The organism is Paenibacillus sp. Paensp38 (assembly GCF_059491915.1).
In genome coordinates, this window is record NZ_CP168516.1 from 5,321,182 (window position 1) to 5,343,729 (window position 22,548).

At 46.7% G+C, this 22,548-nt stretch carries 17 protein-coding genes; 12 read left to right on the forward strand and 5 right to left on the reverse strand.

Going from position 1 to position 22,548, the window contains the following annotated elements; genetic code table 11:
• Positions 1–1,236, reverse strand: a complete 1,236-nt coding sequence (locus ACEN8J_RS23570; RefSeq protein ID WP_039271834.1) for an FprA family A-type flavoprotein — start codon at positions 1,234–1,236, stop codon at positions 1–3.
• A gap of 347 nt (positions 1,237–1,583) precedes the next feature.
• Here ACEN8J_RS23570 and ACEN8J_RS23575 point away from each other — a divergent pair, with 347 nt between their 5' ends.
• The 8 genes from ACEN8J_RS23575 to ACEN8J_RS23610 all read left to right on the forward strand — a co-directional run bounded on the left by ACEN8J_RS23575 (position 1,584) and on the right by ACEN8J_RS23610 (position 12,908).
• Positions 1,584–1,925 (forward strand): cupin domain-containing protein, encoded by a 342-nt coding sequence (locus tag ACEN8J_RS23575; RefSeq protein WP_495594034.1) that lies wholly within the window; start codon positions 1,584–1,586, stop codon positions 1,923–1,925.
• A gap of 114 nt (positions 1,926–2,039) precedes the next feature.
• A complete protein-coding gene (locus ACEN8J_RS23580; RefSeq protein WP_029518715.1) occupies positions 2,040–2,813 on the forward strand; it encodes a class I SAM-dependent methyltransferase in 774 nt (257 codons plus the stop codon).
• Between the two features lie 273 nt (positions 2,814–3,086).
• On the forward strand, positions 3,087–4,718 hold the full coding sequence (locus ACEN8J_RS23585) for a response regulator (protein ID WP_029518714.1): 1,632 nt from the start codon (positions 3,087–3,089) through the stop codon (positions 4,716–4,718).
• Positions 4,715–6,478 (forward strand): sensor histidine kinase, encoded by a 1,764-nt coding sequence (locus tag ACEN8J_RS23590; RefSeq protein WP_029518713.1) that lies wholly within the window; start codon positions 4,715–4,717, stop codon positions 6,476–6,478. Before ACEN8J_RS23585 ends, ACEN8J_RS23590 begins: the two co-directional genes overlap by 4 nt.
• 210 nt (positions 6,479–6,688) lie before the next feature.
• Positions 6,689–8,356: an ABC transporter substrate-binding protein gene (locus tag ACEN8J_RS23595; RefSeq protein WP_029518712.1), complete on the forward strand. Its 1,668-nt coding sequence runs from the start codon at positions 6,689–6,691 to the stop codon at positions 8,354–8,356.
• Between the two features lie 14 nt (positions 8,357–8,370).
• On the forward strand, positions 8,371–9,351 hold the full coding sequence (locus ACEN8J_RS23600) for an ABC transporter permease (RefSeq protein WP_029518711.1): 981 nt from the start codon (positions 8,371–8,373) through the stop codon (positions 9,349–9,351).
• A gap of 438 nt (positions 9,352–9,789) precedes the next feature.
• Positions 9,790–10,713 (forward strand): carbohydrate ABC transporter permease, encoded by a 924-nt coding sequence (locus ACEN8J_RS23605; RefSeq protein ID WP_029518710.1) that lies wholly within the window; start codon positions 9,790–9,792, stop codon positions 10,711–10,713.
• 62 nt (positions 10,714–10,775) lie between these two features.
• The gene (locus ACEN8J_RS23610) at positions 10,776–12,908 is read left to right on the forward strand and encodes an endo-1,4-beta-xylanase (protein WP_029518709.1); all 2,133 of its coding nucleotides are present in this window, start codon (positions 10,776–10,778) and stop codon (positions 12,906–12,908) included.
• A gap of 179 nt (positions 12,909–13,087) precedes the next feature.
• Here ACEN8J_RS23610 and hxlB read toward each other — a convergent pair whose 3' ends face one another.
• Together hxlB and hxlA are read right to left on the reverse strand one after the other, a co-directional pair.
• Entirely contained in the window at positions 13,088–13,645 is a 558-nt protein-coding gene (hxlB, locus tag ACEN8J_RS23615; protein ID WP_341040269.1) for a 6-phospho-3-hexuloisomerase, read from the reverse strand.
• Between the two features lie 5 nt (positions 13,646–13,650).
• Positions 13,651–14,286, reverse strand: coding sequence for a 3-hexulose-6-phosphate synthase (gene hxlA / locus ACEN8J_RS23620; protein ID WP_029518706.1), 636 nt, complete (start codon positions 14,284–14,286; stop codon positions 13,651–13,653).
• Between the two features lie 558 nt (positions 14,287–14,844).
• On the opposite strand from hxlA, the gene ACEN8J_RS23625 reads away from it, so the two are divergent.
• Positions 14,845–15,720, forward strand: a complete 876-nt coding sequence (locus tag ACEN8J_RS23625) for a DNA-binding protein (protein WP_340933623.1) — start codon at positions 14,845–14,847, stop codon at positions 15,718–15,720.
• 187 nt (positions 15,721–15,907) lie between these two features.
• Here ACEN8J_RS23625 and ACEN8J_RS23630 read toward each other — a convergent pair whose 3' ends face one another.
• Both ACEN8J_RS23630 and pepT read right to left on the reverse strand, forming a co-directional pair.
• Positions 15,908–16,744 carry a methyl-accepting chemotaxis protein gene (locus ACEN8J_RS23630; RefSeq protein ID WP_069011007.1) on the reverse strand — a complete coding sequence of 279 codons (837 nt, stop codon included), beginning with the start codon at positions 16,742–16,744 and terminating at the stop codon, positions 15,908–15,910.
• 198 nt (positions 16,745–16,942) lie between these two features.
• Positions 16,943–18,178, reverse strand: a complete 1,236-nt coding sequence (pepT, locus tag ACEN8J_RS23635) for a peptidase T (protein WP_209947651.1) — start codon at positions 18,176–18,178, stop codon at positions 16,943–16,945.
• 144 nt (positions 18,179–18,322) lie between these two features.
• Between pepT and ACEN8J_RS23640 the strand changes: the two genes are divergently transcribed.
• From ACEN8J_RS23640 to ACEN8J_RS23650, 3 genes are all read left to right on the forward strand, one after another.
• Positions 18,323–19,387 (forward strand): LacI family DNA-binding transcriptional regulator, encoded by a 1,065-nt coding sequence (locus ACEN8J_RS23640; RefSeq protein WP_495594035.1) that lies wholly within the window; start codon positions 18,323–18,325, stop codon positions 19,385–19,387.
• A 200-nt stretch (positions 19,388–19,587) separates the two neighbouring features.
• Positions 19,588–21,882: a glycoside hydrolase family 2 protein gene (locus tag ACEN8J_RS23645; protein ID WP_495594036.1), complete on the forward strand. Its 2,295-nt coding sequence runs from the start codon at positions 19,588–19,590 to the stop codon at positions 21,880–21,882.
• Between the two features lie 242 nt (positions 21,883–22,124).
• The gene (locus tag ACEN8J_RS23650; protein WP_029518700.1) at positions 22,125–22,412 is read left to right on the forward strand and encodes a hypothetical protein; all 288 of its coding nucleotides are present in this window, start codon (positions 22,125–22,127) and stop codon (positions 22,410–22,412) included.
• The last annotated feature ends 136 nt before the right edge of the window (positions 22,413–22,548 follow it).

Below are 22,548 nucleotides of genomic sequence, written 5' to 3' on the forward strand. Positions count from 1 at the left end.
TTAAATAACACTAAGCAGTAGATCTGAGACAAATTCAGCGGCATTTTTAATTTTTTTCACTTTTTCAACATCTGTAGGAGAGAAACGAATACGTACCGGGAATTCCACATGGGTCATACCTGTTGATTTGATTACATCTGAAGTACTTTGGACCTTCATATTGGTACCGTTCAAGTAATCTTGTACGACTTCAATGGCTTCCCCGCTCCAGCCGTAGGAACCAAAAGCAGCAGCCAGCTTACCTTCCAGATTCATCTTTTGCATTTGTTGCAATAGGTCTTCCAATTTGCCCGTCATATCAGCATATTTGGTAGAGCTACCGACGAAAACAGCATCCGCTGAGGCAATACTATTCAATATTTCCGTTTCATCGGCTTTATCCACGTCCCATAGCTCCACCTTGATTTGGTTCTCTAAAAAGCAGTCTTTCAGAATGTTTGCCATTTTTTTAGTATTATTTTTTAGGGTGGCATAGACAATCGCTACTTTTTTATCCTCCTTGGTTTCTGTACTCATAGAGGCGTACAAATCGATAAACTTGGCAATATCATGCCGGATTGCGAAGCCGTGGGAAGGTGCAATCATCTCAATATCCAGATCGGCAACAGCTTCGATTAATGTGCGCACATATCTGCGATGTGGATGAATAATAGCCTGATAGTATCCGACAAAGTCCTCGGTGATATCAAAACCAGCCTCGTCGGCAAATAGATGCTCTACAGCCACGTGTGTACTGAAAATATCGCAAGGGAACAAGATTTTATCTTCTATGCAGTACGTAATCATGGTTTCTTCCGTATGCAGGTAAGGTGTTTCTTTGAACAGCAGCGTTTTGCCTCCAATGTCCAGTTGATCTCCATCCTTGATGACGAGGAAGTTGCGATGCTGAAGCTTGTACATTTGTTGAATTTCCGGAACGGCAATCTCAGTGCAGACGATCGTAGCGTTTGTTGCCTTGGAGGCGAGTGCCGCCAATCCACCCGAGTGATCTGGTTCCGTGTGATTGACGATAATATATTGAATATCCAATGGATCGATCAATTCGGCAACAGCCTCTGCAAATTCTCTACCGAACGCCATATCTACGGTATCTACAATGGTCGGTTTTCCGGTTTTCAATAGATATGCATTATAGGTTGTGCCCTTAGATAGTAGAAGACGATGAAAGGGAACCTCACGATTATCAATTTTTCCTACCCAATAAATATCCTTTGCCAGTTGGAATCCTGGTTTCATAGGAACAACCTCCTGCTTGTTTTTGTTTGTCTAACACAATTCGATTCTAGTTGGATGTGTCGATGAAAAAGATGATTGAAATCAAATTTTTAAATATTTCAAAAGTATTTTTGACTTTAGGATTTTGCAAAATTCGATTCCAGTCGCCCCAAAGTACAATATATAGACGAACTAGACCATTTCGATCTATATATTTTGTTCATTGAAAGTCGCTTATTGGATTTTTGCAAAATCCTCCTTAAATTTAGTTTTGTGATTGCAATCACAAGGCGAGCGAAATAATCCAATACAATAAAGGTATAAATCCATCTTAAGCAATTTAATTCCAAACAGGAGCGTGAACCAATATGAAAAAATCAAACCTCATTCAATTTCAGGAATATAAGGAAGCAGCCTTTACAAAACGAATTGTGCATAAGGAAGCCGACAATGTAATTTTTATTCTCAACTTTACTCCTAATGCCGAGCTGCCAACACATAATCACCCGGGAGCGAATGTATATTTGCTTGTTCTTGAAGGCAGCGGTACTGTAACTGTGAACGGCGAAGCAACGGAAGTTGTCCAAGGGGATATCATTCATGTTACGGGCGATGAGCACTTTTCCTATCGTAGCGGTGCAGAGACGAATTCCAGTCTGCATGTAGTGTTGACCCAAACGCCAAGTGAAAGCTATGCGCAGAACATATAAAAGAAGACATAGCAGCAACATGCTCATATAAAAAAAAGAAAATGGTTATTTTTTTTACACTCGTATTGATAATGAATATCATTATCGTATTTTAAAAAGAGGTGTTAATGGCCAATGCAGACAGTAGATTACAATCAGGTGCCAGGGCACTGGGTATTAGCAAGTCTCGGTAAGCGCGTGCTTAGGCCCGGAGGGTTAAAAACGACACGTTGGATGATAGAGGGACTTGACGTAACCGGGCAGGATGAGGTCATTGAGTTTGCCCCCGGATTGGGTATAACTGCCCAAATCACACTACAGCTTAATCCCCGCCGTTATATTGCGATTGAACAGAATGAGAAGGCGGCCTCTATCGTAAAAACGTATGCAAGCGGAGCAAACCGGGAAGTCATTATTGCCGATGCTGAACAAGTTCCGTTGCCGGATGCCTCTGCGACGGTGGTATATGGGGAAGCCATGCTGACGATGCACACAAGGGCCAAGAAAGCGCAGATTATTTCGGAAGCCAGGCGGCTTTTGAAAGTAGGCGGGAAGTTTGCTATCCATGAGATGTGCCTTGCTCCTAGCCATATTGAGCCTGCGCTCAGAAAGCAAATTTACAAGGACTTGGCTGTAGCCATGCGAGTTAACGCGACACCGTTGACGGTGTCAGAGTGGGAACAGTTGCTGAAAGAGGAAGGCTTTAAGGTCGTTAAAATCTATACGGTTCCCATGCACTTATTGCATCTGCCACGTATCATTCAGGACGAGGGCTGGTTGAGACTTGGAAAAATCACCTTTAACCTTATGCGTAACCATGCTGCCCGGACAAGGGTTATGGGTATGCGCAAGCAGTTTGTAAAGTACGCCGACCATCTGCAAGCGGTCAGTATCATCGCTGAGCGATAGCCTGAATTCACGAATAAGAGAATAATAAAGCTTTTTACGCAATAGCAAAAAAAGGAGACGACCCCCCATTCAGGGATTCGTCTCCTTTTTGTATATTTGCTGCTTGGCTTGGCTGCTGGTGTGCGCATGCTTTGCACCCCTCTATTTGTCATATCATAGGTGTGGTGAAAATTTCCAATCCCTGATGTTTTTACATTATCATAGTGACTAAGATCGTTGGAATAGTTAACTAAAATAATAAAATAGGCGTACATCAAAAGGAGGAAGCGTGTTATGAAGCTGCATCGAGCCATTGTGGTAGATGATGAAACCTTTACTCGTAAAGGGCTGCTTCAACTCATGGATTGGCAAGCCTGTGGTTTTGAAATCGTAGGAGAAGCTGATAACGGTGAGGATGCGCTGGAGCTAATCAGCCGTATTCACCCGGACCTGGTCATTACCGATATTCGTATGCCTGTGCTCGACGGATTAGAGCTGATTCGATCTGTGCTCGAACAGAGTACAGAACATCCCGCGTTTATTATCTTAAGCGGCTATAGTGATTTCGCTTATGCGCAGCAGGCAATCCGCTATGGGGTTCATGATTTTATGCTTAAGCCGATTGATGAGGGTGACTTTTCGGCTACATTGCGCAAGCTGAGTGAGAGACTGCATCGTGAACAACAGAATGCGCAACGATATCAGAATCACCATGCAGGTGGGTTGTTAGAGACTGTGATGATGAACCCAGTGGATGATGTAGTGGTGACACAGTGGGAGCAGCAACTACGGCTTGAGGAGGCCACTTCTATGTACTATGTACTCGTCGAGCTGAATGACCAACATCCCTGGCGCTCTGGTGACAATAATATTATGCTATCGCTTTTCCAATTCAGGGAGCTTATAGAGCAAGCACTTCATCGTTTAATGGATGGCAAGTACCCTCTCTATGTCCATGAGCATCGCAACCGAATTGGTCTTATCGTACCGGACTTCTTTTTGAACTATTTTCAAGGCAAGGTCGAAGTCTTTATGAAAGCGCTACAACAGGAGATAGAGGGGATGAAGTCACTAAAAGACCAGCTGGGAAGTCGGGTTTTCATTTATGCAGGAAAGCCTGTGAATCGGTTGCAGGATATCCAGCAGTCCTATGCCTGTGCGAAGGAAGCAGTGCTCCATAAATACATTTATGACCATAGCGGTATTGTTGTATATCTACAGGAGGGAATGCCACCACTCCACTATAAGACCATACATCAGGACGTACTGGATCGCATGACGGAACAAGTCGAGGAACTGCGGTTGGAGGAGCTGCGTGTGGCCGTGGATAATTTATTTAGCAGCTTTCGGGAGGAGTGTTATGCACCTGAGGCTGTGAAAATGAGTTTGCATCAATGCGTACTTAGTATCGTTCGGGTCATTCAAAACATGCAGGGAGATGAGCGCTCACTTCGGTCACTAGAACCGATGATGAACTGGCAGGACATGAACCTGTCCCTGGGTGAACTACAGCGATTGTTTACAGCTTTTGCAGAGGAAAGTGGAAGGTATATTGGGGTTCTGCGCAAGGATTGTCAGCAGGGAGGCATCCAGCACATCCGTGCTTACATTGAGCAGCATGCCGCCGAGAATATAAGCCTGAAAAGTATTGCGGCTCGCTTTTACATGAACCCGGTGTACCTCGGTCAATTGTTCAGAAAAACGTATGGTGTGTACTTTAACGAATTCTTGCTGAAATTGCGCGTTCAGGAGGCAAAACGTTTGTTGCGGCAGACGGATCTGCGGATTTATGAAATTGCGGAGCGCGTGGGCTTTGGCAGTTCAGACTATTTTGTTACCCAGTTTGAAAAGACGGCGCACGCCACGCCTAGTGAATACCGCAACAGCCTGAGTATTGGCGACGAGCCAGAGAGGGCCGGCGAATGAAGATGCTGAGGACGACTCTTGATCATGTGCGATTGCGGGATAAAATGCTGCTGCTTTATTTTCTGTGTGTTTTCGCGCCTGTAGTGTTGACCAATCTGGTTTTTTACCATGTTACCTCACAAAATGTGAAAGAACAGCGTATTCAGGATATTTCGCGTGCACTGGAACAGATTAAAATTGAATTTTACCGTGAATTTGAAGATGCGATGGAAATCTCGTCTATCTTTTATACCGATCATCAGCTCAATGAGGTGTTGGAACAAACATATCCCCACCCTGCTGATTATATTGCTGCCTATGACTCTTATTTACGTCGTATCTTGAACAATAATTACAGTCCTGTATACCATTCCGTAGGTGGAATTACGATCTACACCGATAATTCAACGCTGCTGGATTCCGGGGGAGTCAGTTTTATAGATGAGAGGGTCAGAAGCTTGCCCTGGTATACCAAAATCCCGCCTGGACGCCAGTCCAAGCCTATATTTGTACGTACCGATGACAGTACAGGCGAACAGCTGCACCCTTTCAGCCTGATTCGGCGGATGAACTACTTTTATTCCCAAAATGGTCGTGAAAAAATACTGAAAATAGAACTGCGAATGTCGTCCATTCGTGAGATTTTCAACAACCTGAATTTGCAGGGAAGTCTCTTTCTGCTGAACGAACGAGGGGAAATCGAATATACAACGGATCCCAAAGTTGCTATAAACCACAAAAGTGTGGCCTATAGCACCCTCAAGCTGCCCGAGGACACGATGGAGTTCAAGACGAATTATGTGCTTACGAGCAATCTGAACGGCTGGAGCATTGTGGCAGCGGTATCCAGAGATGAAATGCTGTATGAAATGCAGGAATCCCGCAACTTTGTGCTCTTGTTAACCTGTGTAAATATGCTGTTACCTACATTAATTATTATCTGGATTACACGTTCGCTGAACGTGAGGATTCATCGTATTTTAAAGCACATGAAAAAGGTGAAAAACCAGCATTTTGAGCTGATTCCCGGTACAGAGTCGCGAGATGAAATCGGGCAATTAACAGGTGAGTTTAACCGGATGACGCTGAAAATAAAGCGACTGATTAACGATGTGTATATGGCTGATATTCAACGAAAAAATCTGGAAATTCAGCGCAGACATGCCCAGTTGAATGCACTTCACAGCCAGATCAACCCCCATTTCCTGTTCAATGCGCTGGAGACGATTCGCATGAGGAGCTTGATGAAGCATGAGGATGAGACAGCGCACATTATTCATAACATGGCACGGATATTCCGCAATTCGCTGGTGTGGAACAAGGATCGGGTTACTTTGCGGGAGGAGCTGGAGCTGATCCGTTGTTTTCTGGAAATCCAGCAATATCGCTTTGGTGAGCGAATACAGTACGAAGTGCAGGCGCGCTCTGAAGACTTGGACAATCTGCTTCCCAAAATGGTCGCGCTGACACTGGTTGAAAATGCAAGTATCCACGGCATTGAGCCGCTAAAGCATGGGGGACGCATTGAGATTCATTTTGAGCATGAGGAAGGACAACTGATTCTAACGGTTCGAGATGATGGGGTGGGCATGTCTGAGGAACAGGTACAACGTTTATATGGTTACATGCAAAGGCAGGAAGAAATGGGTGAGCGTATAGGTCTGCAAAATGTCATCTATCGTCTTAAACTTTACTACGGGAGCCGCTTTGAGCTTGCCATACGCAGTGCCCCCGGCGTGGGTACGGAGATACGAATTAGGATTCCTGCGGATCGGGAGTGAGGTGGAGAGCGGTACCTATTTTGCTTTGAAGGACCTTTACCTATAGTTTCCTAAGTAACACCTTTAGATTGGCAGGTGAACGAAATGGACGGCATTTTATAAAATGAAAGTGCTTACAATTTAGGGTGTGCGGGATTCCCAGTGCTTGCGGTACGTCCGCACGATATTCACACACAATCGACAAAAGAGGGCGAAAGGGGAAGGTCTGGCATGACAAGCAAAAGGTTCGGAATCATCGGTCTGGTAATGGTTATGATGGCATCTATGATCACTGCTTGCTCAGGGAGCTCGGGCAAGGAGCCAGCGTCAGGAGATAGCAAGGAGAAAGTCACATTCACGTATTTTAATGCCACTGCGGGCAGGGACATTAATACCAATGAAACGCGGATCGGCAAGATCCTGGAGGATCAGACGGGGGTAAACTGGAAGCTGGAGCATTTGGTGGGTGATTCCAATACGAAGATCGGTACATTTATTGCCAGTAACGATTTCCCGGATGTGATAGTACCGGATGGCACGATCGATAAGCTGCTGGATGCCGGGGCTTTTATTCCCCTGAATGATTTGATCGACAAATACGGACCGAATATTAAGCGTGTATATGGACCGTACTACAACTTGATGAAGGCGGAGGATGGGAACATTTATTTTCTTCCGCTCAGTGCGGTGGTAGGCGATTATTTACCTGCGCCTAACTTGGAGCAAGGAGCCTTTTGGGTGCAACGCAGGGTATTAAAAGAAGCGGGATTTCCAAAAATCAAAACACTTGACGAGTATTTAGCCCTGATTCGTAACTATGCGAAAAAACATGCAGATGAGGGCTTGACTGGGTACCTGGCGTTAACCACGCAGGATAGGTTTTATGCTCTTACGAACGCGCCGATGCATCTGGCAGGCTATCCGAATGATGGCGGCACGATTATTGATATGAAGACACACCGGGCCACGGATTATGGAGATATGGAAATCACAAAGCGGTATCTGAAAGAGCTAAATCAGCTCAATGTAGAGGGCCTATTTGATAAATCGTCCTTTGTGGACAATTACGATCAATATTTGGCGAAGCTGACTTCGGGTAAGGTGCTGGGCTTTTTTGACTACCGCTGGCAGGCGGGGCAGGCCCTGAATAATCTGCAAGAGGCTGCCAAGCAATCGGGCAATGATGATATGGAGTATATAGGGCTGCCTATTGTATACGACCAGAATATAAAGGATCAGTACATTGATCCGTCGTCATTCGTTAATAACCGAGGCATAGGAATTACGGTCAGTGCCAAGGACCCGGTACGTATCATCAAATTTTTTGACAACCTGCTGACGGACGAAAACCAGATATTATCCAACTGGGGAATCAAGGGGGAAACCTATGATGTAGATAAAAAAGGACGCTTTTACCGGACTGAGGAGCAAATTAAGCAGACTGGTCAGGACGCGTTCCGCGAATCATTCGGGTTCAAATATTTTGAATATAGTTGGCCGCGATACGGTAGCGGTTCTACCCTGCCTGACGGTAACTCGGTTGGCCCCGGACGGCAGCCTGAGGTTGCGCGTATGTCCTACACCGAGGGAGATAAAAAGCTACTAAAAGTCTATGGTGTAGAGTCCTTCTCGCAAATGTTTTCCGCACCTGACGAGCGCCCATGGTATCCGGCCTGGAGTATTCCGATTGCTCAAGGCTCAACTGCGCAGCTCTTCCAGCAAAAGAAGGGGGACCTACAGCGCAAATATTTCCCGCGTTTGGTGCTGTCTGCACCGGAACAGTTTGATGCGATTTGGAATGAATACACTACTGAATTCAACAAGCTGGATGTAAAGGCGTATGAGGAGTTGATCACGAAGGAGGTTGCCAAAAAAATCGAAAATCCCGGTAAAAAATAAAGGAGGAAGCAGCTATGGGCCACTCGTCACCACCACCTGTCACGATCTCCCCGGATCATTTTCCGCCCTCGCGGCGAACCGGCTTTAGGGGATTTATGCACAAGCTGAATCAGCAACGGGCACTAGTATGGATGTCCGTCCCTTTTTTAATCTGGCTGTTCATCTTCAAGTATTTGCCCATCTGGGGCTGGACGATTGCCTTTCAGGATTTTAAGCCTGCCCGCAAGTTGCTCGATCAGCAATGGGTTGGATTAAAGCATTTCCATTTTCTGTTTCAGGATGAACACTTTCTGCGGGTCATGCGCAATACGCTGGCGATGAGCTTTATTAATTTGGTGTTGGGCTTTGTCACCGCTATAACACTAGCAATTTTGCTGAATGAGCTTCGTCAGCTCGTATTTAAGCGGGTGGTACAGACGATCAGCTATCTACCGCATTTTATTTCGTGGGTGGTCGCGGCCAGCATCATTAGTACGGCGCTATCTGCGGATGGCGGCATCATCAATGAGGTGCTGATGTGGCTGGGATTGATTAAGGAGCCTATTCTGTGGCTGGGCGAAGGAAGCTATTTCTGGGGCATTCTCGGTGCATCGGAGGTATGGAAAAATGTCGGCTGGAATACCATCATTTATTTGGCCGCGATGACGATGATTGATCCCTCGCAGTATGAAGCGGCTGAGATGGATGGAGCAGGGCGTTTTCAGCGGATTTGGCATGTGACATTACCCGGATTGAAGCCTGTATTTATCATCCTGCTCATTATGAACATCGGCAATCTGCTGGAATCCGGCTTTGAGCCGCAATACTTACTGGGCAACGGTATGAACGTGGATTACTCGGAGAATCTGGATATTTTTGTGCTGAAATATGGTATCCAGATGGGTAATTTCTCGCTTTCCATTGCTGCCGGGATGTTCAAAACGGTGGTCAGCTTCATCTTACTGTTTAGCGCCAATCATATTGCGAAGCGGTTAGGGGAGGAGAGATTGTTCTAAAAAAAGAGTGAGTTTCTGGGGAGGGCTCGTTGTCGCTTCGCGTGCGGATTGTTCTTCCGATCGCTGTTATCCCCGTATTTTCTTATTGGAATAAAGATTATAGGTTAAAATCCGGGGATAAAGGCGAACGCTCCGCTTCTTCAGAACAATTCCGCCCGCTCCGCTGCTACCCGCCGTAAAGTCACTTTTTTGAGAACTGAGGGTAGTGGCAAGGGGAGAACTTAGGGAAGGCGCGTGACTCGCGCTTCCATGGGTAAATGCGCCATGATGGTTGGCTCAGCTTCGCTTTCGCTTGTTTTTAGGACTGCTAGTGGTGGTGATAACAGAAGGTGCGAGCTCATCCATACTACGGGTGCAGGTCAGTGGATTTTTAACAGGTCGCTTCGCTGACCTTATCAGTCAGATGATTAGGCTATTTTTTAGAAAGGAGCGGAAGTCATGGGTAAAGGGAAGGCTGTACACGGGCGATTTCGGGCCCCCTCGGATCGGATTTTTGATGCGTGCAATATTCTGTTTATGCTCTGCCTGATGGTGTTCACGCTGTATCCGTTCTTGAATACGCTGGCGGTTTCGTTGAATGAAGCGAATGATTCGATACGGGGCGGGATTTATTTGTGGCCACGTGAATTCACGTGGAGTAATTATGAATTTGTGTTCAAGGAAGCGACGATTTTTCATGCTACGCTGATTTCTGTATTACGTACGGTTGCGGGCACGGTGACTTCGGTGTTTTGCTGCGCGATGGTGGCGTACACGATCAGCCGGCCGGAATATGTGCTGCGTAAATTTGTTTCGATTGCTTTTATTTTAACGATGTATTTTAGCGGTGGACTGATTCCGAACTTTCTCCTGATTCGTGAGCTTGGGATGCTGGGGACTTTCTGGGTGTATGTTGTGCCGGGATTGATTGGGGTGTTTAATGTGATTGTTATTCGCTCCTTTATTGAGGGATTGCCGGAAGGGATTTTGGAGTCGGCGCGTATTGACGGGGCTGGGGAGTTTTCCACTTTTATGCGCATCGTTTTACCGCTGTGTGTTCCCGTGCTAGCGACGGTGTCGCTGTTTACAGCAGTCGCGCAATGGAATTCCTGGTTCGATGTGTTTTTGTACAATTCGTCATATGAACAATGGAGCACTCTTCAATATGAGTTGATGAAAATACTGCAAAATTCCAACACGTCTGTTAACACTCAGGACTATGCGAGCCAATTCGCTGGTTCGGAAAATCTAGCGAAGTCGGTCACGCCTACCTCAATTCGGGCCACGATGACGATTGTCGCTTCAGTGCCTATTATTTTAGTTTATCCCTTTTTGCAAAAATACTTTGTGAAGGGTATGACCTTGGGCGGTGTCAAAGGATAGTAAATGAAAACCAATGGTGCCAAATACCAATTCCAAAAAATCGGAGTACGGGAGGGATTGCTTTGCGGTCATGTTGGGTTAAGCCTTTTTGTCTGGTACTGGCTGGAGCGCTGTTGTTATCGCCTGTCGGTTGGTGGGGGGCGTCTGTACTAAAGGCAGCTCCGTCTATAGAACATTCCCCGCCCGTTTCGGATACGGTGCTGTCAGCGGGTAATATCCATAAGACCATTGGAACGTATGGATTTGAGCAAGGAAACAGCGACGGCTGGAAACCCCGGGGAACTTATACCCAAATTGCATCCGTCACGGAAGCAGCATATGGCGGCACGCACAGTCTGAAGGCAACCGCCCGCACAGCGGCTTGGAACGGGGCGGAGCTGGATGTGAAGTCGCTATTGCAGCCGGATGTAGAGTATGAAATTAGTGGCTATGTGAAGCTAGATGGTCATTCTGCGGTTCCGAGCATGGTTAAACTTACAGTGGAGCAGCAGCCGACAGACGGGACTACGACATGGAAGACGGTAGCGCAGACGGAGACGGCGGATACATCGTGGATTAAACTTCAGGGGAAATATACTTTTACCGGGGGGATGGATGCATTGAAGCTGTATGTGGAAAGCTCGAATCCCGCGCAGGCCTACTATGTGGATGAGGTAGAAATAACACAGGTATCGAAGACGCCAACGGAGCCGGCCCATGGTATCGTATCCGGGTTTGAAGAGGGTACGGCTCAAGGATGGGTGTCCCGTATGGGAGCCGAGACCGTGCAGGTTTCGGATGCCGATGCACGAAGCGGCTCATACAGTCTGCTGACAACAGGCAGACAAAAGACATATGCCGGACCGAAGCTGGATGTGACTGCTACGATGCAAAAGGGCAGCCGATATACGGTCAGTGCCTGGGTGAAGCTGGCGCCGGGTGAGCAGCCTGCCAAGGTGAGGCTCAGCGTGCAGCGTGATCACCAAGGGAATAGTTCGTATGAAACTGTTGTAGGCGACACGGCTACTACGACAGGGGGATGGATGCATTTATCTGGTACGTATACGCTCGCGCATGATGCAGACACTGTTTCTATGTATTTGGAAACGGCAGAAGGAACGTCTTCCTTTTATATGGATGATTTCGAACTGTCACTTGTACCACCACTGGCTATTGAAAAGGACATTCCTTCTTTGCATGGATTATATGGGGGACAGTTCAGCATCGGCACGGCGATTGAAGCTTTTCAGACCGAAGGGGCTTACGGAGAGTTGGTACAGAAGCATTTTAACAGCGTCGTTGCAGGGAATGCGATGAAGCCAATCTCCTTACAACCGTCCGAGGGACAGTTCCATTGGGAGGAAGCAGACCAAATTGTGCAGTTTGCTAGACAGCACGGACTAGAGATTCGCTTCCATACCTTGGTGTGGCATAACCAAACTGGGGATTGGATGTTCAAGGATAAGAATGGACAGCCGATGACACCGACTGCTGAAAATAAAAAGCTTTTGCTGGATCGGCTGGAGACGCATATTCGCGCTGTTGCAGCGCGGTATAAAAATGTCATCACCGATTGGGATGTGGTGAATGAGGTCATTGATCCTGATCAGCCGGATGGCATGCGCCGCAGCAAGTGGTATCAGATTACCGGTACGGATTATATTGAAAAAGCATTCCGTGTCACGAGGGAAGCGGCGGGCCCGAACGCACGACTATTCATTAACGATTACAACACGCATGAGCCGAAGAAACGGGATTTTCTGTACAATTTGGTACGTGATCTGCTCGCTAAAGGTGTACCGATTGACGGGGTAGGCCACCAATCGCATATCCGCCTAGAGTTTCCCGCTATTAGCGAGATTGAGCAGTCCATCGAAAAGTTTGCTTCGCTTGGTCTGGATAATCAGATTACCGAGCTGGATATGGGTCTTTATTCCAATGACACAGATCGCTATGAAACGATTCCAGAATCTATGCTGATCCGGCAGGCTCACCGCTATCGGGCGCTGTTCGATATGTTTTCAAGGCAGCAGGATCATATCAGCAATGTGACGATTTGGGGTACGGATGATGGAAATACGTGGCTCAGCACGTTTCCAATAGCCCGGCTGGATAAGCCGCTATTATTCGACGAACAGTTAAAGGCCAAATATGCCTATTGGGCACTTGCTGATTCGTCCAAAGTCCCGCCGTTGCCAGCAGGGAATAACGAATAAATGGTTTGAATACATGCCGGCCTTTGTTATCTCACCTGAACGCAATGGCGGTTTTACGGAAGTATGGATTGGCATGTATGCTGTATCGAACGTCCGCTTATACAAGCATAAAAGCAGGCTGTCCTTTACATTTCACATGTGAAGGACAGCCTGCTTTGTTATCGTAAAGGAATCGCGGTTTATTCCAAGTTAGCGTGTTGGCCAAACATAGATTCGGAGGTCAGCTTGCGCAGCTCCATCGTTCTGAGTACCAGTGCATCACCGTACAACAGCAGGGTTTGCTCAAACAATGAGCCCATAGGCTGAATCGTCTGGTAATCCTTGTTGGAAGGATCCTTGGGTGCACCGGGCAGCTTGACGATGATATTGGCCAGTTTGCCGATGGTAGACTCGGGGGACGTGGTTAGAAGCGCCAGAGAGGCCCCGAGTTTCTTTGCTTTTTCTGCCATGGAGGTCAGGCTTTTGGTTTCGCCAGAGCCTGAACCAATAATGAGCAGGTCGCCCTCGCCCAAGCCGGGAGTTACGGTTTCACCCACCACGTAAGCTTGAATTTCCATGTGCATCAGTCGCATCGCCAGCGAGCGAATCATGAACCCTGAGCGGCCCGCACCTGCCACGAATACCTTATTCGCAGCGTTGATGGAGTGGATCAGCTGTTCCGATTCCGCATTGCTGATCAACTGTGGAACCCATTGTAGCTCGTTGAGTACCTCAGATAAATATTGAGAGGTTTCCATTGGGGTTAACCTTGTTTGATGAGCTGTTGCATTTGGGAAGCTACAGCCTTTTTGTCGTCCTCGCCAGTGATACCACCGCCGACGATAACCAGATCCGGTTGAGCCTTCACGACTTCAGCCAATGTGCTCAGCTTAATACCGCCAGCCACGGCAGTTTTGGAGTTTTTCACGACTTGTTTGACGGTTTGCAGTGCTTCGAACGGGCTTTGTCCTTCAGCTTGTAGATCGTAGCCTGTATGCACACAGATGTAGTCAACGCCCAGAGCGTCAATTTCTTTCGCGCGTTGCTCCAGGTTTTTAACACCGATCATATCCACCAGGATTTTTTTGCCGCCTTGTTTTTTCGCTTCTTCTACTGCACCTTTGATTGTTGCATCTTCAGCTACAGCCAAAATCGTAACGATATCTGCACCAGCCTCGGAAGCTTTTAGCACTTCATAGCCCCCTGCATCCATAACCTTCAGGTCAGCCAGCACTTTCAGATTCGGGAATGCTTCTTTCATTGCTTTTACTGCATGAAGTCCTTCATTGATGACAATCGGCGTACCGATTTCTACGATGTCAATATACGACTCTACTTCTTTTACCAATGCAATCCCTTGCGGGATATCTACTAAGTCTAAAGCCAATTGAAGTTCCATGGTATTAACTTCACTCCTTAAGTGAATTTGTATTTTGATGAACAGGTACATGCTCTGTTGAGTATTACTCTATACTTTAATATCATGCACAGGTTTGATTGTAAGGCCCAGCTATCCGGTTGAAAAGTACGCACTAATTCGTAACGTAGTTACCCCCACGATACTATAGCATCATAAAAACCATCCATGAGAGAGCCTATACTTTGTCTTTTTTAGTATTATTTCTATAAGGAGAGTCAACTATTCGTAACCGAGGATTTTGCAAAAATCCCATAAGCGACTTCCAATGAACAAGATATAGATCGAAATGGTTTGGTTCGTCTATATCTTGCACTTCGAAGCGACTGGAATCGAATTTTGCAAAATCCATAACCGTACACAGCAATGTAAGGTTGCAAAAAAAAGAAGATAGCGATGATTGAATTGACTTCAAGTTAGGTTTTGACTATATTTGCAATATACGGTATGCAAAAATGGAGGCTAGCAGCATAACTGCCCTGAAAAATAGCCATTGGGCTAGGGGTAACCGCAATTTTCAGGCTAGGGAGGCGGGGTCTAATGGAAGAGGTCTTGAACCAAAGGGAAGCCATTTATTTGTTGTCGGACAGTCACGAACTCGATAAAGCTTGTGAGTTGTTTAGACTCAGCTACACACATAATGATTGGGATGAAGCGAACAAAGTAGCAGACTTTCTGCATACGTTGGCTGAAAACCTGTATCACACCCAACTGAGAAATGCTGCAGACGGCAAGTATGAGACATTGGACACCAAACACCCGCTAGTGTTTTATTATGCTTACAGTTATCTGGCGAAGTCTATTTACTATCAGAATATGGGCAAGTATGAGGAAGCTAGAAACTATATTATGAAGTATAGCGAAATGGGCTGGTTTATGGGGCTGGATCAGAGCGGTCACGAAGAAGTAGAGAGATTCCGTTTCCTCGCCAAGGCCAATTTATTTACGATTGAGTTACTTTCGGGGAGAAGGGAACTTTTGCCTGAGTACGTTCAATTTCTTCATGACAATGAAGAGGAGTTACTTCCAGGATTGGTTGGTATTGCGGAAGCGGCTAACTTGAATAATTGGAATATAGACGACCTGCTGAACGATTTTGCTGATGATATTAAAATATTTGAAGGTTATGAAGATAGAGCAAACCGCGTATATTATCTAAAACTGGTCAACCAATTGGCCATTTACCATTTCAAGAAGAAGCAGTACTCCGTTGCCTTAAATTATGTTCTTGATTCTCTGCAATTCTCTGCCAATGTAGAAGTGGATGCCAATTTCAGGACATTGGTTGCTCTGTTTGAGACTTATCGAGATTGGGCAACACCATCACAGCAAGAGCAATACCAAACCATTTTATTAAGGGGGCTTCATAATGAAAAAGGCATTAATCTCGGTAACTATGGCCTTGGCGTCTCTTAGTATTGCTCTTCCGGTGGGAAATATTTGGGGAGGGTTAGACCCCGTGATTCCTTCAAATCATGGCGTTTTTTCTTATCCTGCTTGAGTTTCAGATTTAGATCCTTAAGCCCGATAGGCCTTTTGTACATAAAGGGAGCACACTTTTACGCATTTTGCGATCCGTGTGCTCCCTTTTTTATGCCAAAATTTATTTTACGACATACGAAGTCAGGCTATTGGCCAGATGTTGCATCGTTTCACTCGCCTTTTGCATACGGTCCATCACTTCAGTGAAAGAGCCTACCAGAGTCGCCTGCTCTTGAGAAGAAGAAACAATTTGCTCAATTTCCTGCTCCATTTGATGAATGGAGTTCTGTACATCCTTAAGGGCCCCTTCAATATCGACCGTCGCCTTTTTGGATTCTACGGATAGCTTGCGCACCTCTTGAGCGACGACACCAAAGCCTGCTCCTGCTTCTCCGACACGCGCGGCCTCAATCGCTGCATTCAATCCAAGCAGGTTGGTTTGATCGGAAATTTCCTTGATGAACACAGCTACCTGATTGATTTTACCCGAGTTTTGCACAGCGATTTGGGTGTTTTTCAAAATTTGTTCACTGGTTGCCTGAAGTTCCTCGGAATGAGCTGCTACATGCTGTACCATATCAATGAGCTGCTCGGTGATGGAGCGGTTCTCGGATACGAATTGATCCAGTTGATTTTTGTTAGTCAAATTATAAGAGGCCGCAAATGCTGCAATGACTTCACCTTTCTCGTCCAATACAGGAATACTGATCATATCCAGAGGAAAACCTAGAATTTCAGCAGGAATGTGGGTCAGGCTGGTCTCACGTCCATTTTTAAGCATGGCAAAATTCTTATAGTCCTCGAGTAGCTCCGAGCCTGTTTCAAAGCCGAGGTCCATACCCTCCGATTGGGTATACATAAGGACATGAGTTCGGTCGAAGAGAGCAAGGGTCACTTTCTCACGCATGATCTGTTGTATGTAGGGAATGGCTGCAATTAATGCATCTATTGTATTCAAATAGATAACCTACCTTTCTTTACTAGGTATATTTTTTATAGTCTCGTATATAGTTGTCGGTCTAAAGATGGATAAAAGTTATAAAGATATTGAATCTTTAAGGAAGTGAAAGCATCAGAAAAAAAGGCATACCATTTCCATTACGAAACGATATGCCTTCTATTTAATCTGAACGTGTCAGTGCTGCGTATAGGTAGTTCACTTGCCGCGTTGCTCGAACAGTTGTGCGATTTCCACAATAACCTTGGTAGCGAGCACCATGTTGTCCACCGACACATATTCAAACTTACCGTGGTAGTTCTCCCCACCTGTAAAAATATTCGGTGTAGGCAGTCCCATGTAGGATAGCTGTGAACCGTCTGTACCGCCACGGATCGGCTTGATAATGGGTTCGATATTCAGCTTTGTCATTGCTTCATAAGCGACATCGACGATATGCTTGACTGGCTCTATTTTCTCTTTCATGTTGTAATATTGATCTCTCAGCTCCAGCGCAATACGGTTTTCTCCATATGCGGCCTGCAGCTCTTTGACTACATTTGTTAAATAAGCTTTCCGGTTTTCAAAGCTCTCGCGGTCAAAATCACGGATAATATAGTACAGTTTAGCTTGTTCTGCGGTGCCTGTAGAATCCAAGAGATGATAGAAGCCATCATATCCGTCTGTATATTCCGGGGCTTCGTTTGCAGGTAACCGACTGTGCAGCTCCATAGCGATTTTGGCAGCGTGAATCATTTTGTTTTTAGCCGTACCAGGATGCACATTCACACCGTGAATGGTAATATGGGCGGCTGCGGCGTTAAAGCTCTCATACTCCAGTTCTCCGAGCGGTCCGCCGTCTACCGTATAGGCATATTCAGCGCCAAAAGCGGCTACATCAAAGCGTTCCGGTCCTCTCCCAATCTCTTCGTCCGGTGTAAAAGCAACGCGAATTTTGCCATGTTGAATTTCTGGATGGTCAATCAGGTAGTGGATAGCTGTCATGATTTCTGCGATCCCGGCTTTGTTGTCTGCACCGAGCAGGGTGGTACCATCTGTTGTGATCAGGGTGTGGCCTTTATATTGAGTCAGTTCGGGAAACTCACGTGGAGAAAGAACCACACCAAGCGAAGCATTCAGCGTGATATCGCCCCCATCATAGTTTTCCGTCAATTGCGGCTTTACCCCTGCACCAGTCAGCTCGGTAGCCGTATCGAGGTGAGCGAGAAAACCGATGACGGGAACCTCTTTATCCGTATTGGAAGGAAGGGTCGCCATCACATAACCATGATCATCAATAGTTACGTCTGTCATACCAATGGCTTTCAATTCGCCCACCAAGAGGTTGCCCAATGTGAGCTGTCCGGGTGTAGTGGGGCAAGTGTGACTGCTTTCATCAGATTGGGTATCTACCTGAACATAGGTAGTCAGGCGGTCAATCAGTTCCTGTTTCATGTGTGTATCCTCCTTGGTGTCATTTCTATTATGGTACGTATTTTATCATGATTAGGCTTATAATATGAAAAAAATGGTTGAACCTTTTAGGGATAATAGTAAAATAAAAGTAAAAATAGAGTAAAACGATTAAAGGAGTCTGCAATGCCTACGTTAAAAGATATCGCCCAGGAGGCAGAGGTTTCGATATCCACGGTCTCCCGAGTGCTGAATTATGATGAAACACTGTCTGTATCAGAGGAAACGCGGCGTAAAATTTTTGAGGTTGCCGAGCGTATGAAGTATACGACTGTTAAACGTAAAAATGGCGGTATTGGTCGTCAGCCCCGCAAGAAGGCAGATGGACCCATTCGGTTGGGCATGGTGCACTGGTTTAGTACGTACGAGGAACTGGAAGACCCTTATTATCTGTCTATCCGGTTTGGCGTGGAAAAAGAGTGCCGCCAAAGCGGGGCACAGCTGGAGCGTATTTTCAGAAGAGAGGACCTGACTGCGCTGAAGGCGTCATCCGAAGGGCTGCATGGGCTGATCGTGCTGGGGCATTTTAGCAGCGAAGAGGTAGAACGTATGCTGGAACTGCCCATTCCTTGCGTTTTTCTGGATCATTCGGTAGAGCGCACAGGGGCAGACTATGTGGTCATTGACCTTGCTCGCGCTACAGCTGATGCACTGGATTATTTGATGGGCGCAGGCCATCGTCACATCGGATATGTAGGTATGGGCAAGGATGAGCAGTCCCATGATTTCGAACGAGCGGATCTAGATGCTCGCTATGAGACATTTTTGCGGTATCAGGAACAGCACAGGCTGTGCACGTCGGATGATATTCATGTGTGCGGCGGAACGGCGGCAGACGGCTTCCGTGCGATGGAAGCGGCTATTCTGGCAGGACCCGAAAATCTGCCTACAGCTTTCTTTGTTGCGAGCGATTCGGTGGCTATTGGGGTGTTAAAGGCACTGGAGCGGCATCACCTTGCGGTGCCGGAACGGATCTCCATTGTTGGCTTCAATGATATTCCGACAGCGGAATATTTGACCCCATCTCTGTCAACGGTCAAAACACATACCGAACTGATGGGAGAAACGGGTGTTCAGTTCTTGCTGCATACGGTACGCAACGGTCCCAACGAGGTAGGGCGCAAGGTCACCATTCCGACCGAGCTAATGATTCGCAACAGCAGTGCGCCGCTACATACCGATGCCCAATAAAATCAACGTTATGGATTTGGACAGCCCTGCCTTCCGGGGCTGTTTTTTTGATTGTAAAAAGATACAAAAATGGATTGACAATTGTCTTGTAAATGCTTACATTTAACATATATTTATTTTACTAAGTTTTACTCATTATTTTTACTCAAATATTTTACTATGGTATAAGAGTGAAAAATAAAAGGTTGAGGTGACTGCCCATGCGTACCATTTTGCCGTTGAATGACCAATGGTTTTACCTTCCTGAATATGTCGAGAGCGAAGTAAGCGCAGGCATTGATGCGAGTCGGTATGAGCCAGTTCAGCTGCCGCACACGAATGTAGAGCTGCCGTACAATTATTTTGACGACAAGGCATTTCAGTTTATTTCTACGTATAAAAGAGAGCTGGACATTCCGGCAGATGCCAAAGGTAAGCGAGTGTACGTTGATTTTGAAGGAGTCATGACCTATGCCCAGGTATATCTAAACGGGGTAAAAGCGGGTGAGCATAAAGGTGGATATACACCGTTCAGCGTTGAATTGACCGAAGTTGCCGAGTATGGCGGCTCCAATGTGCTCACGGTCATCGTCGATTCCACGGAACGGGACGACATCCCTCCCTTTGGGGCAGTCATCGACTATCTGACCTACGGCGGTATTTACCGCGAAGTGCAGCTGCGAATAGTGGAGCCTGTACACCTCGGAACGGTATTCGTCCAAACGCCGGAGCCGCTTGCAGCAAGTAAGACGGTACGCGTCGTCGTGGAGCTGGAGGGCGCCAGCGATCAGCAGGACGACTTGACGGTCGCGCTGCAACTGCTGGACAGAGCGAGCGTGAAGGCGGAGACCGAGCTGGCAGTGGTGACGGCGGCGGAAGTGACGCTGGAACTAGGCGAATTGAACGGCCTGCAGCTTTGGGATATAGATGATCCCAAGCTGTATGAAGTGAAGCTGACGCTGCTACGAGGCGGAGAAGCGTTGGATCAGGTGACCGTGCGCTTTGGCTTCCGCGAGGCCAAATTTCAGCCGGACGGTTTTTACTTGAACGGGCGGAAGATCAAGCTGCTTGGCTTGAACCGTCACCAGTCCTATCCGTACGTTGGCTATGCTATGCCCAAAAGAGCGCAGCGTCGTGATGCAGATGTGCTCAAGGAGGAGCTGGGGCTGAATATGGTACGGACATCCCACTACCCTCAGTCCCGTCATTTTCTAGACCGCTGTGATGAGATCGGATTGCTCGTTTTCGAAGAGATTCCGGGTTGGCAGCATATTGGCGGTGAAGCGTGGAAGGACCAGGCGGTGAGGGACGTAGAGGACATGATTATCCGTGATCGTAATCATCCCTCCATCGTCATCTGGGGCGTACGAATTAATGAGTCGCAGGATGACCATGATCTGTACACGCGTACCAATGAGCTGGCACGAAAGCTAGATCCGACCCGTGCTACGGGTGGTGTGCGTTATATTGTAGGCAGTGAGCTGCTGGAAGACGTATATACGATAAATGATTTTGTTCATGATGGTGGGCACAAAAAATATTTGGCGAAGGAAATCCGCAATTTTGATACGTATGACGATACAGAAGGCGTAGATGGCGAAACGACAGGCTTGCGCCAGCCGTCTTTCGTTACAAAGCTGGATCATCCGGTCCCTTATCTGGTAACGGAATATAACGGGCATATGTACCCGACCAAGCGTTTTGACCAGGAGGAACGGGTAATGGAGCATGCACTGCGCCATACGCGGGTCCAAAATGCTTCCTATGCCGATGAGGGCATTGCCGGAGCGATTGGCTGGTGTGCTTTTGACTATAACACGCATGCTGATTTTGGTTCCGGTGATAAAATCTGCTACCACGGTGTCATGGATATGTTCCGCCTGCCTAAATTTGCAGCGAGCGTGTACCGGAGCCAGAAGAACGTCGAACAGGAAGTCGTTATGGAGCCGGTCACTTACTGGTCGCGTGGCGAGCGGAATATCGGAGGCATCGTGCCGCTGGTCGTGTTCACCAATTGCGATGAGGTGGAGTTCATCTACGGTCATGAGCGCAAAGGTGTTTATCGTCCGAACCAAGAAAAGTACCCAGCGCTTCCTCACCCCCCTGTCGTGATCGACGAGTTGACAGGCCACTGGGGCATGAAGTGGGAAGACGCTGTATTCATTGGGTACGTAAATGGGCAAGAAGTAATACGTAGATACTATTCACGTAATCCGGTGCCGACAGAGCTGCGCGTAGCTGCAGACGATACAGTGCTGGAAGCCGGCGATTGGGATGTCACTCGAGTGGTAGTCGATGCTCTGGACGAATACGGCAATGTATTGCCGTTCTATGCAGATCCCGTTTCGGTGGAGGTCGAGGGAGTGGGTGAATTGATCGGTCCTTCGAGCTTATCTCTGATTGGAGGACGTATTGCATTCTGGATTCGGTCGAAGGGGGAGGCTGGACAAATTCGTGTGAAGGTTTCTGCGCCTTCCCGTTTCGGTCCGCAGGAATTGAACCTTCACGTGCAATAATGAAGCAAAGGCAACATACAATCCTACTAGCCACTTTTTATAACGTTTGAGCCTTCCATTATTTAAAAAAGGAGTTGTCCGCAGATTCTGTAAAGGATCTGAGAGGGCAACTCCTTTTTACATATATAGGGTACGTTAATCTATGAGTCTTTTAAATTGTGTCTTATTACTGAGTCACTTAACGTTACGTTCATAGATTGGAAGCATAGAATACACTATCAAAAGCAAGGGAGGTGAAAACTATGGCGATTCTTTTACCTTCGCAATTCTACAATCTTGCTGCTGGTGTGGGTAAGTCCTTTTTTGAAAACCTGAGAGGCGGTAATAATGCTACAATTACCGTGAATAATACGGGTGCCAATCCGGTTGATCTTGTGGTTACCCGTGTCAATGCTCCTGTGATCACTTATGTTATCCCGGCGGGCAACAGTCTAACGTTAGAAGTTGCTTTGCTGCTGGTAGCTGCTCTTCAGGCGACTCCAGTTGGAGCAGTAACAGGTACAATCCAAATTGCTACATCTGATTTCTAACTTGTAACGACCTGACTCTCTAACTCTAGCTTTGCCGAAAGGCAAGGTTAGAGCTTTTTTTGTTTGAAATTTTCTGAAACTTTTTTCATATTGTGCCGATATATACATATAGCATAGCAAACAACAACATCGAAAA